This window comes from Streptomyces sp. NPDC014676, from assembly GCF_043084105.1.
Taxonomy (GTDB): Bacteria; Actinomycetota; Actinomycetes; order Streptomycetales; family Streptomycetaceae; genus Streptomyces.
Genome location: NZ_JBIBZI010000003.1, coordinates 455,742 through 467,960, shown reverse-complemented (window position 1 = coordinate 467,960; position 12,219 = coordinate 455,742). Strand labels below are relative to the sequence as shown.

The window sequence follows — 12,219 nt, the reverse complement described above, 5'->3', positions numbered from 1 at the left end:
GCCGACCTGCGCGGTGAAGTCGCCGCTGCCGTCCCGCGGGTCGCGGATCAGCGCGTCCAGGTCCCGCAGCGCCTCCAGCGTGAACTCCCGTACCTCCTCCGCGCCGCCGAGCGCGGCCCGTACGGCGGCGACCTCGCGGGCCACCTCCTCCGGGTGGATGGCACGCTGCGCGTACTTGGAACGCGAGGTCTTCTCCCGCTCGGCGGCCGAGCTCCACTCCCGCTCGATGCGGTCGAAGGACTCCTGGTGGCCGTCCATCTCGAACAGGCTCTCCTGGCTGCCCTGCCGGCCGTGCAGCAGCAGCCACTCCACCACGGCGTCGGTGACGCCGGAGGCGGTCTCGTCGGGGACGGAGACGGAGATGCCGAGGTCCTTCTTGATCTGGCGGTGCTTCTTGAACAGCACCTCCAGGACCTTGCCGTCGATGCCGTTGTCCTCGCCGTACATCGTGATGACGCGGACCTGGTCGCGCTTCTGGCCGTAGCGGTCGACGCGGCCCTCGCGCTGGTCGTGGCGGGTCGGGTTCCAGGCCAGGTCGTAGTGGACGACGGCGTCGAAGTGGTGCTGGAGGTTGACGCCCTCGGAGAGGCAGTCGGTGGCGATCAGCACGCGGCGCACGGACGCGTCGTCGCCCGCCTCGGCGGCCTCGGCGGCGAGCTGCTCGATGCGCTCCAGGCGCTGCTGCGGGGAGAGCGTGCCGGTCACGGCGGCGATCTTCGTCTTCTTGCCGAGCTTGCCGTCGAGCTGCTCGGCGAGATAGTCGGCGGTGGGGATGTAGCGGCAGAAGACGATCGGGTGGTAGCCCTCGTTGAGCAGGTCCTTCAGGTGCTTGGTCAGCGCCTTCAGCTTCGCGTCGCCCGCCGGGCCCATCAACTCCTCGGCGCGTCCGGCCAGTTCCAGCAGGCGCGCGCCCGCGTCCTCCGACTCGGCGGCGCCGGGCGCGACGTCCATGCCCTCCAGGCGGTCGTTCTCCGCGGAGTCGGCGGCCACCGGGGCGCCGAGGACGTCCGCCTCGTGCGCGGTGCGGGCGGTGGCGGACTCGGAGCGGGTCTTCAGGGTCTGCGCGGCGGCGGCCGGGGACGACACCATCGAGCGCAGCAGGGCGATCACCGACCACCAGGCGATCCGGGCCTCCCGCTTGCCCTGCTCACCGGCCGCGTGGACGCGGTCCGCGGCGTAGGCGATCGCGTCGTCGAGGAGCGCCCGGTAGGCGGGCGTCAGCTTGTACGGCTCGTCCTTCGTCCAGCGGTCGGAGGGGAACGCGGTCCGCTCGATCAGGGAGTCGTCGGTGAGACCGTCCTCCTTGGTGAGGTAGGTGCGGACGTCGGCGCGCTTGCGGGCCACGAAGTGCTCGGCGAGCTTCGCGCGGCCCGCCGGCGTCTCCAGGTCGAGCGTCGCCAGCTCGGGCCGCACCAGGCCGAGCAGGTTGCGGAACGCGGACTCCTTGCCGGAGTGCGGGGTCGCCGTCAGCAGCAGCAGATGGCGGTCGGCGTCGGCGGACACCTTCCGCAGCAGCTCGTAGCGGAGCTGGTTCGTCGCGGAGGACGCGCCGCCCTGCGCGGCGTCGTCGGCGGCGACACACGTGTGCGCCTCGTCGACGATCACCAGGTCGGGGCAGTGCTTGACGAAGTCCTCGCGGTGCCGGGTCGACTTGATGAAGTCCGTCGAGATGATCGTGAACGGGTGCTTGTCGAACAGCGACTGCCCCAGCTCCAGGTTCCGCTCCAGACGCGACACCGTGGACGCCAGCACCAGTTCCGCGTCGATGCCGAACTTCTCCCGCAGTTCCGCCTGCCACTGCTCGGCCAGCGCGGGGGAGCACAGTACCGCCAGCCGGGTCGCCTCGCCCTGCGCCAGCAGCTCCTTGGCGATCAGGCCCGCCTCGACCGTCTTGCCGATACCGACGTCGTCCGAGATCAGCAGCCGTACCGTGCGCTGCCGCAGCGCCATCAGCAGCGGCACCAGCTGGTAGGCGCGGGGCTCCACGGCGATCGACGCCAGCGAGCGGAACGGGCCCGCGCCCGACCGGAACCCGATGCGCAGCGCCGTGCGCAGCAGACCGGCCGCGCGCTGGTCGCCCAGGTCGTCCGGGCTCGGCGCGGCGAACTCCGCGGGCCGCACCTCCTCGAACGAGGGGAACACGGCCGCGATGTCGTCCTCGCTCCCGCCCAGCGGGCGCAGCACCAGCATGTCGGGGGCGCTCTCGGGCAGCACCACCCATTCCCGGCCACGGGCGGCGACCAGCGAGCCGGCTGTGTACGTGGGGCTCATGGAATGTCTCAGTTCCTCAAGGGTCGATACGTCGGGAAGTCGATGCGTGCGGGGCGGGTCAGCGCAGATGGAAGTAGGCGGCGTGATGCTCGACGACGGCGTCCCAGTCCGCGTCCGCCGGGAAGCGCACCACGTCCCAGCCGGCCTCCTCCAGGCGGTAGCCGGCGTCCACGTCACGCGTGGAGTCGGCCGGGCGGCCCGGGGTGTCGACGAACACGGCGAGGTGGACGCCGTCCAGGCGGAACACCAGATCGGGCCGGGCCGCCGCCCCGTCGACGAACACGTCCACCTCGTCCGGCAGCCGGTAGCCCTTCGCCTTCAGCCAGCCCACCAGATCGCCCTGCGCGACGAGCGCCGCCAGATCCGACTCCAGCGGGGTCGGCACCGACACGGGGGAGACCTCGGCGGCGGGAGCGTCCCCGGCCGCCGTGCGGTCGCCGCCCGCGGCGGCAGCCGCCGCCGGGACGAGCCTGCGGAACGCCTCGCTGCGCGACTCGCCCCGGTCCTCCCGCTCGGTGCGGGCGCCGGCCAGACGCAGCAGCAGCGGACGCGCGGTGTGCCGGCTCAGCTGCCGGTGGTGTCCCTGGTTGGCGTACGTCAGCAGGCAGGTGTAGCAGCCGCGGGCGCACTTCTCGTGCTCCGAGGGACCGCCCAGGTCCTCGCCCGTGTCCGGGTCGAAGTGGCAGATCTCCAGCGCCGTCCGGGCGGCCTTCGCCAGCGCGTCCTTCTCGTGCTGGATGCGGCGCAGCACCCCCGCGCCGCCCTCCGCGGCCTCCGTGAACAGCATGCGGCGGCGCGGCCCGTCGTCCGGGGGCAGCAGCTCCGCCGTCAGCTCGGAGTCCTCCAGCTCGAACGCCGCCTCGATGCCCCGCTCCAGCGCGTACAGGAACGACAGCGCCACCGGCTCCGGCTGCGGCTCGTCCAGCGTCACCACCAGGATGTTCCGGCGGTCCTCCACGTACGGCAGGACCCGCTTCTTGCGGCGCTTCTCGTTGCCGTCCTCGTCGACCACCGGCATGCCCGTGCCCTCGATGGCGTCCGCGGCGGCCCGGTCGTTCAGCCAGCGGCCGTCGCCCAGGTCCAGCCAGTAGCCGTCCGGCTCGCCCTCCTTGTCGCGGACCCGGCCCAGGTTCGTGATGCGGACCGTCGCCGAGTCGCCGTAGTCCAGGTCCAGGACGGGCGCGCCCTCCGCGTCGCCGACGTGCGAGGTGAGACGGCCCTTGCGGGCGCCGTGATCCTGGAACGCGTACGACGTCTCCAGACGGAACCCGGCCCGGCGCCGCTCCTCCTCGTCGGAGGAGATCCGCTCGCGCGGCGTGGTGTACACGGTGTGCAGGTGGAGCAGGCCCGTGCGCTTGCCGCGCAGCGGCTCGCCGCACATCGCGCACAGGTCCGAACCCGCCTTGACGTCGTGGTGATAGCCGCAGCCGTCGCAGCGGCGCGCCTCCGCCGTCGCCAGGTCGCCCGAGGCGTCCGGCGGCAGCTGCACCCGCGTCACCTGGTAGCGGGCGCCCTCGTGGTAGATGAGCGCGCCGGGCCCGAACTCGCGGATCGCGAGGAACCGGGGCCGCTGGAGGTAGTCGCCGTCGGCGTTGCGCCGGTTCCCGAAGCGCGGGATGTACGCGGCCAGCGGCAGGCGCGGGAAACTGTAGCCGGGCAGGAACCCCTCGGACGCCAGATAGCGGTACGGGTTGAAGTCGCTCATCACCGACTTGCTGTCGGTGGAGCGGTTCAGCAGCAGGTTCGTCTGCGTCTCCGCCTCCCGGCGGCGGGTGCGCGCCCGCGCCTGCTCACCGGGGGACAGGGTGTGGTCCACGACCCGCTTGTTCTGCTCGTACTGGTCGATGACCGCCGCCCGGAACAGGTCCCGCCACCGGTCGAAGGCCGCGTCGAACTTGGCCGGGGCCCGCTCGATCCGGTCCTCGATCCACTCGTCGTACCACCAGGTCGTCGCCTCGAAGTCCGCGATCAGCGGGGCGAGGACCGTCCGGGCGGCGGCGACCGCACGCCGGCGCGCGCCCTCGTCCAGGGACAGGTCACGGATCCGGTCGAGCAGCGGCAGCGGCATCTGCGGGTCGGGGCGGTCGTCGCCGTCCGGGTCGTAGGCGACGTCGACGACGTCCGGGATCGCGGCGCCGAGCTTCATCCCGGTCTCCGCCAGCCAGATGCCCTGGATGTGCGAACGGACCAGGTCCTCGTTGGCGAGGTCCAGACGCGGCGGGGCCACCTGCCCCGACACCATGTCCTGGGACCGCCGGAAGTAGTACTGGTCGTGGCTGTTGCCCGTCGCGCAGTACGTGGTCACCAGCGCGGGCTGACCGGAGCGGCCCGCCCGGCCCGAGCGCTGCGCGTAGTTCGCCGGGGTCGGCGGCACGTTGCGCATCATCACCGCGTTGAGCGAGGAGATGTCCACGCCCAGCTCCATCGTCGGCGAGCAGTACAGCAACGGCAGTTCGGCGTCACGGAACTGCCGCTCGCGCTTCAGCCGGTCCTCCGGCGCGACCTGCGCCGTGTGCTCCCGCGCGAACAGCCCCGCCAGCTCGGACGCCGCCGTGCGGTACAGGTCGCGGAAGAACGGGTTGACGCGGGGTCCCTCGCCGCTGCTGTAGGTGCGCGCCAGCGGATCGACCGCGCCGCGCTCCCCGTCACCCGCCCGCCAGACCAGCGCTGCCGCCGCCACCCGGTAGCCGGTCCGCTTCTCCGACGCGCGGCGGCGGAAGGCCGGCCCCGAGCGCTCGGGGGCCGCCTCCACCTCACGCACCAGGTCCGCGTCGCGCAACACCTTCAACAGGTCCTCGATGACGCCCTGCACGTCGTCCAGGGAGACGGACGGCTCCCGCAGGGCGGGCATGTTCCGGCGCAGATACTTGCCGAACTTGCCGCGCGCCGACAGGAACAGCGCGGAGCGCTCCATGCCCGGCCGCGAACCGTACGGGTAGGCGGTGCCCACGGTCGGCTGGTCCGAGTCGCTCAGCACCCACGGCCCCGTCAGCCGCTCCTCGCTCGCCCGCTGCAACGTGTCGAAGTCGTCGCGGAAGTACTGCACGTCGATGGCGAGTTCACGCCGCAGGTAGTCGAGCAGCGTGCGGCTGATCTCCTCGCGCAGGGGCGCGTCGGCGTCACGCAGCACCGCGTGCGCGGACTGCCAGCGGTCCGGCTGGGCGGCGACCCAGGCCAGGTCCTCGTAGTCGATCCGCAGCAGACCCGTCTGCTCCAGGTTCGGCATCGTGATCCGCCAGCCGCGCTCCAGGTCGCGGTAGAGGCGGTACCCGACGACCTCCCGGAACACCTTCGTCGCCCGCCTCTCCATCGACGGCGGCAGGTTGGCGCCCGCCGCGTAGTCGCGGGGCGTCAGACCCATCACCTCGGTGACGGCCTCGGCGAGGTCGTCGTGGCGCAGCCCGTCCTCACCCGCCTGCACCGCCGCCTGGTACAGCGCCCCGCGCAACTGGGTCACCTGCGCGAAGTCGTTGAAGTGCCCCGCCTGGAGGGACGCGTCCTGCCGGTTGTCGACGAACGTGAGGAGCTTGCGCGCCTCCTTGCCCAGGCTGTCCTCCGGCACCGCCCGCAGCGACTTCACGATCGACGCGGAGATCAGCGACGTCGCCGACGACCGCCCCTCCTGGTCCAGCGTGGCCAGCTTGGCGAAGTCCCGGCCGCGCGTCTGCTCGTAACTGACCTGGCAGTGCACGCAGAACAGGAACGGCGCCGGCACGAACGCCGCCACCAGGCCCTCGCCCTCGCCCGACTCGTTGCCGAGGGCGTCCACGACGACCCGCTTCGGCACGCGCGGACGGTAGGACTTCTTGACGGTCGTCCCGCCGTTCGCGTCCGGCTCCAGCCACGACTCCGGCAGCCGGCGGTCGTCCACCGCCTTCTGCGGGTCGGCCGGCCACTCGTAGTCCTGCCCCGGCATGCCCAGATACAGGTAGCCCTCGCCCTCGCGGCCCCCGGACGCGGAGGTGTCCCGGCGCGGCTCGTACCGGAAGGCGCCGCCGTCCTCGGTGCGCCACACCGTCAGATACTCCTGGCCGCACTCCCGGCAGAACGCCAGCGGGAACAGCGGCTTGCCGCCGCTGTCCGGCTGCTCCAGCTGATAGGTGCGGGTCAGCGGCCGGGTGAGCGGGTCCTCCAGCGTCGTGTAGACGGTGTCGCCCTTGGACAGGAACTGGTGCAGCCGGAACGCGAACAACGGCCGCTCCGTCACCGGGTGCTTGGCCTGCGCGCCCGCCTCCAGCGTCGTCCGGATCGCCTCGCGCACGGTCTCCTCGGCGACACCCGACGCGGCGGACAGCTCCGCCGCCGCCTCCTCCACGGTCGCCGGGGCACGGCGGCGCAGCCGGCCCGTGCCCTCCTCCCGCTCCAGACCGAACCGCGACTCCACCCAGCGCGCCAGGGAGTCCTTCGTCAGAGCCTCGTACGACCGGGGCGCCGAGGGCACCCGCAGCCGCTCGGCGGGCACCGACTCCGACGCCTCCTCCGTCGCCCGGACCAGGGTCTCGCCGATGACCCGCTCCGGCAGCACCGTCGTGCCGAACAGCCGCCCGGCGACCTTCGCCACCTCACGCCGCTGGTCGTCCCAGGTGCCCTCGGTGGACATCGTCGCCGAGGTGCCGATGCACTGGAGCGACTCCGACGCCCGGCACGCCTCACGCACCCGGCGGATCAGGAACGCCACGTCGGCGCCCTGCCGGCCCCGGTAGGTGTGCAACTCGTCGAAGACCAGGAACCGCAACCCCTCCGCCATGCGGATCAGGCTGGACCGGTCGTCCGGCCGGGTCAGCATCAGCTCCAGCATCACGTAGTTGGTCAGCAGGATGTCCGGCGGGTTCTTGCGCAGCTCACGGCGCTCCTCGCTGGACTCCTGGCCCGTGTAGCGGGCGAAGGTGACCGGCTCGCGGCCCTTCCCGAAGCCGTGGCGCAGGTACTTCTCCAGCTCCCCGAGCTGCGAGTTGGCCAGCGCGTTCATCGGGTAGACGACGATCGCCCGCACCCTGCGCTCGGCGTTCGGCCCCGCCGCCTCCCGCTCCTTCAGCACCCGGTCCACGATCGGCACGATGTACGACAGCGACTTGCCGGAACCGGTGCCGGTGGTCAGCACGTACGAGTCGCCCGCCTGCGCGGCCTCGATCGCCTGCCGCTGGTGCAGATGGAAGGTCAGCGGCCGTCCGTCCGGACGCGACGACGTCTCCTTCTTCCCCGCCTGGAAGATCTCCGCGCACCTCGGGTGCAGGACGCCGTCCCGCACCAGGTCGGTGACCTGGCCGCCGTCGGCGAAGAACGGGTTCAGCGACAGCCACGGGTCGGGCCACTGCGACTTCGCCTTCAGGTCGTCCGCGACGAAGCCCTCGATCCGGGCGTCCCGGATCACCGTGCCACTGCGGGTGAAGCTCTCGTACTCGCCGATCAGGTCGGCGTGGATGCCGAAGACGTCCATCGCCTCCGGAAGCCGCGGCTGCCGGCGCGGCGCGGGCGCGGGCACGGCGGGGGCCCGCTCGGGAAGCAGGGCGCGCAGCCGCGCCACCGGGTCCATCTCCTGCCAGTGCGGGGCGAGCAGGGCGGCCGTGGGGTCCGGCGCGAGGGCGAGCGGCACCAGGGCCTCACGGACCAGGGCGGCGTTCTCCGGCCGCAGTTCGGCGTCCTTCTCCAGCAGACGCTCCACCAGCCGCACCAGCCCCGCGGGCAGGTCCGGGCGCACCAGCGTCAACCGGGGCGGCCGCTCGTGCAGATGCTGCTCGGAGATCTCGTAGTGGGTCCGGCCGGAGAACGGCGGCCGCCCTATGAGCAGCTCGTACAGGATGCAGCCGAGCGCGTAGAGGTCGGCCGGGGCGGAGACCTGCTCGGCGCGGAACTGCTCGGGCGCCATGTACCGGGCCGTGCCGAGGCTGACGCCCGTGCTGGTGAGCCGCGTCTGGTCGGGGTCGTCGACGATCGAGCCCATGCCGAAGTCGAGGACCTTGACCGTGCCGTCACCGGTCAGCATCACGTTGGCCGGCTTCAGGTCGCGGTGCACGACACCGGCCGTGTGCGCCGCCGTCAGCCCGGACGCGATCTGAGCGCCGACGGCCGCGACCCAGGAGACCGGCAGCTGGGGCTCCTCGTCGATGAGGTCCGCGAGCGGATTGCCGTCCAGCAGCTCCATCGCCAGGTACGGCAGACCGCCGCCGTCCGCCGAGTCGTCCACGCCGCCGTCGATCAGCAGCGTGAGGTTCGGGTGCCCCTGGGAGAGCATGCGCATGATGCGCACCTCGCGGCGGAAGCGGGCGGTCTCCTTGCCGGACCCGGAGGTGTCGATCGCGCCCCCGGTCCGGCTGCGCAGCAGGGTCTTGACGGCGACCTGCCGGTGCGGGGAGTCCGCGGCGGCCTCGAGGTCCTCCGCCCGGTGCACCTCGCCCATGTTCCCGCGTCCGACGACGCCCGTGATGCGGAAACGTCCGCCGACAGTCCCCAACCCCACTTACCCCTCCCCATGACGCCCGTCTCGTGCAAGATGGGTACATCTTGCAGGGAGCGTACACCTTAGCCCATACGGGCGGTGGCGTCTACGTGTTGATGGTGTCAACACGCTGCCCGGGTGTGAACGGCGAGGCTTGGGGCTCGGGATGGCGTCACTCCCCGAGCGACGCCACCGCCTCCTCGTAGCCCCCCGTCGGCGGCGCCGTGTCCGGCCCGTACACGAGGTTGAGCACACCCGTGCCGAACGTCTCCGACTTCAGCAGCTTCAGCGGGATCGACGGCTCGCCCTCGTCGAACAGCCGCATGCCCTTGCGCACGGCGATCGGGTGGACGATGAGCTGCAGCTCGTCGAGCAGCCCGGCGGCGAGCAGCTGCCGGATGATCGAGATCGAGCCGCTCAGCCCGATGTCACCGCCCGGCTCCCGCTTCAGCGCGGCGGCCACCTCGGCGACGTCTCCCTGCGCCTGCTCGGAGTTGCGCCACTGGAAGTCGAGCGGACTACGGGAGAACACGATCTTCCGCATGTCGCCGAGCTGCTTGGCGAAGCCCGCGTCCTCCTCGCCCGCCGCCTCCCGTCCCGGCCAGGCGCCGGCGAAGCTGTCGTACGTCACGCGGCCGAAGAGCATGGTGTCGGCGCTGCTCAGACCCGCGCCCACGGCCGCGCCCATCTCCTCGTCGAAGTACGGGAAGTGCCACTGGTCGGGCGCCTCGACGACGCCGTCGAGCGAGATGAACACGCTGGCCACGATCTTGCGGGACATGGGGTCCTCCTGGGGTGTCGGTCCGTGTACGGGTTACGACCGCGGCAGCCTCCGGAACTCATCGGCGGACGGCACGCGAGAAACCTCGCCGGACGGCCGCCCCGGCCCGCCCGTCCGGCGCCGGTCCGTGACGCTGCCCAGCCGGCCCGGCAGGAACCCGGCCGGCACCGTCACCAGGCCCGGGATCGTCACGTCCCAGATCCTGAAGTCGTGCTCCGGGAAGACCGACCCGGGGGCGCCGGACACATACGGCGACACCGCGAGCGCCACGACGGTCACCCCCGTCGCGCCCCACAGACACCACAGCGCACCACGGGCGGTGAACCCGGGCCAGTACAGGGCGTACAGCAGGACGGGCGCGAGAGCGGCGCCGCAGGCGGCGAGCCAGAGCGTCGAGACGACCACCAGGTTCCAGCCGGCGGCGACGACCGCCACGGCCGGAAGGCGGGCGGCTCCTGGACGTCCTGGAGGACCGGATGTCAGGTGCCGGCCTTGCCCGCCGGCGCAGGACACCAGCGTTCTGATGGGTATATGCCAGGTTCGGACGGGACTCCTGTCGAGTGACCGGCCGTGGTACAGGGATCCATGACGGCAGTTGTGCGTAGGGAGGGAGACGTCTCAGGTGAATACCGCCGTCCCGGCAGGGGTCGGCCATGCTGCGGCATGTGCGGGCCAGCCAGGGCTGCCGCGGCGCCGACTTCCACGCCTGGGCCCTGGAGGCCACCGTTATCACCGTGGAGATCGTGCGGCACCGTGACGCCGGTTTCCGCTCGGCCTGGGCCCTGGTGGGGGCACCGCCGCCGGCAGGGCCCCCGTTCGTGGTGGTCCCGCGTCGCCGGGTGGTGGAGCGGACGTTGTGCGCCTGGCTGGAACGGTGCCACCGCCTGTCGAAGGACTACGAGCACCTGCGCGCCTGCTCGGAGAATGCCCTCCACCTCGCCATGGCCGTGCTCCTGGTGCGTCGCCTCGCAGGACCAGCCTGCCGACAGGCTTCTCGGACGCCCTCCGACCCGGCGCTCAACCCGCTCGGTACCCGACCCCAGGAGCGTTTCGCCGGCTTCACCAGAGCCTGTGGAGCATGGCTCGTAGCCCGCCGCGGGCCCAAAGCCCCGGAGAAGTCCCGGAGATGCCGCCGCACCCCTCCCTGTCCCGCTGAAAAGCAGGCCAGGCGGGGTATGGCGGCATCGTCACATCAAATGTCCCGGAAGATCTCGATCTGCGCCCCGATCGAGTTCAGCCGCTCCGCCAGGTCCTCGTAGCCGCGGTTGATGACGTACACGTTGCGCAGGACCGACGTGCCCTCCGCCGCCATCATCGCCAGCAGGACCACGACGGCCGGGCGCAGGGCGGGCGGGCACATCATCTCCGCCGCGCGCCAGCGGGTCGGGCCCTCGACCAGGACGCGGTGCGGGTCGAGGAGCTGGAGGCGGCCGCCGAGGCGGTTGAGGTCGGTCAGGTAGATGGCGCGGTTGTCGTAGACCCAGTCGTGGATGAGGGTCTTGCCCTGGGCCGTCGCCGCGATCGCCGCGAAGAACGGGACGTTGTCGATGTTCAGGCCGGGGAACGGCATCGGGTGGATCTTGTCGATCGGCGCCTCCAGCTTGGAGGGGCGGACGGTGAGGTCCACCAGGCGCGTACGGCCGTTGTCGGCGAAGTACTCGGGCGTGCGGTCGTGGTCGAGGCCCATCTCCTCCAGGACCGCCAGCTCGATCTCCAGGAACTCGATGGGGACCCGGCGGACCGTCAGCTCCGACTCCGTCACCACGGCCGCGGCCACCAGGCTCATCGCCTCGACCGGGTCCTCGGAGGGGGAGTAGTCGACGTCGGCGTCGATGGTGGGCACACCGTGCACGGTGAGCGTGGTGGTGCCGATGCCGTCGACCTTGACGCCCAGCGCCTCCAGGAAGAAGCACAGGTCCTGGACCATGTAGTTGGAGGAGGCGTTGCGGATGACGGTGGTGCCGTCGTGCCGGGCGGCGGCGAGCAGCGCGTTCTCGGTGACGGTGTCCCCGCGCTCGGTCAGCACGATCGGGCGGTCGGGGGCGACGGAGCGGTCGACCACCGCGTGGTACTGGCCCTCGGTCGCGGCGATGTCCAGGCCGAACCGGCGCAGCGCGATCATGTGCGGCTCGATGGTGCGCGTCCCGAGGTCGCAGCCGCCGGCGTACGGCAGCATGAAGCGGTCCAGGCGGTGCAGCAGCGGGCCGAGGAACATGATGATGGAGCGGGTGCGGCGGGCGGCGTCCGCGTCGATGGACGCGAGGTCCAGTTCGGCCGGCGGCACGATCTCCAGGTCGACGCCGTCGTTGATCCAGCGGGTGCGCACGCCGATGGAGTTCAGCACCTCCAGGAGGCGGTAGACCTCCTCGATGCGGGCGACGCGGCGCAGCACGGTGCGCCCCTTGTTGAGCAGCGAGGCGCACAGCAGGGCCACGCACGCGTTCTTGCTCGTCTTGACGTCGATGGCGCCGGAGAGACGGCGGCCGCCCACCACGCGCAGATGCATCGGGCCGGCGTAGCCCAGCGAGACGATCTCGCTGTCCAGGGCCTCGCCGATCCGGGCGATCATCTCAAGGCTGATGTTCTGGTTTCCGCGCTCGATCCGGTTGACGGCGCTCTGACTGGTGTTGAGCGCCTCGGCGAGCTGCGTCTGCGTCCACCCGCGGTGCTGACGGGCGTCACGGATGAGCTTGCCGATGCGTACGAGGTAGTCGTCTGACATGAGAATGAG

The 12,219-nt window shown here is 71.9% G+C and carries 4 protein-coding genes and 1 pseudogene; all 5 read right to left on the bottom strand.

Translation table 11 applies throughout. The annotated features are described in order from the left end of the window. Positions 1 to 537: 537 nt before the first annotated feature. Positions 538 to 1,950, bottom strand: a pseudogene (locus ACF1DX_RS10790) (helicase-related protein); the annotation flags it as partial. Between the two features lie 379 nt (positions 1,951 to 2,329). Further along, positions 2,330 to 8,728, bottom strand: a complete 6,399-nt coding sequence (locus ACF1DX_RS10785; protein WP_391790843.1) for a protein kinase — start codon at positions 8,726 to 8,728, stop codon at positions 2,330 to 2,332. A gap of 151 nt (positions 8,729 to 8,879) precedes the next feature. Continuing rightward, positions 8,880 to 9,488, bottom strand: a complete 609-nt coding sequence (locus tag ACF1DX_RS10780; protein WP_391790842.1) for a dihydrofolate reductase family protein — start codon at positions 9,486 to 9,488, stop codon at positions 8,880 to 8,882. A gap of 33 nt (positions 9,489 to 9,521) precedes the next feature. Next, a complete protein-coding gene (locus ACF1DX_RS10775; protein WP_391790841.1) occupies positions 9,522 to 9,923 on the bottom strand; it encodes a hypothetical protein in 402 nt (133 codons plus the stop codon). A 757-nt stretch (positions 9,924 to 10,680) separates the two neighbouring features. Then, positions 10,681 to 12,210, bottom strand: a complete 1,530-nt coding sequence (locus ACF1DX_RS10770) for a UDP-N-acetylglucosamine 1-carboxyvinyltransferase (protein WP_391790840.1) — start codon at positions 12,208 to 12,210, stop codon at positions 10,681 to 10,683. Between the last annotated feature and the right edge of the window lie 9 nt (positions 12,211 to 12,219).

Excerpts from the sequence above, each read along its gene's own strand:
- ACF1DX_RS10780 (WP_391790842.1), bottom strand. The coding sequence starts at position 9,488 with ATGTCCCGCAAGATCGTGGCCAGCGTGTTCATCTCGCTCGACGGCGTC.
- ACF1DX_RS10770 (WP_391790840.1), bottom strand. The coding sequence starts at position 12,210 with ATGTCAGACGACTACCTCGTACGCATCGGCAAGCTCATCCGTGACGCC.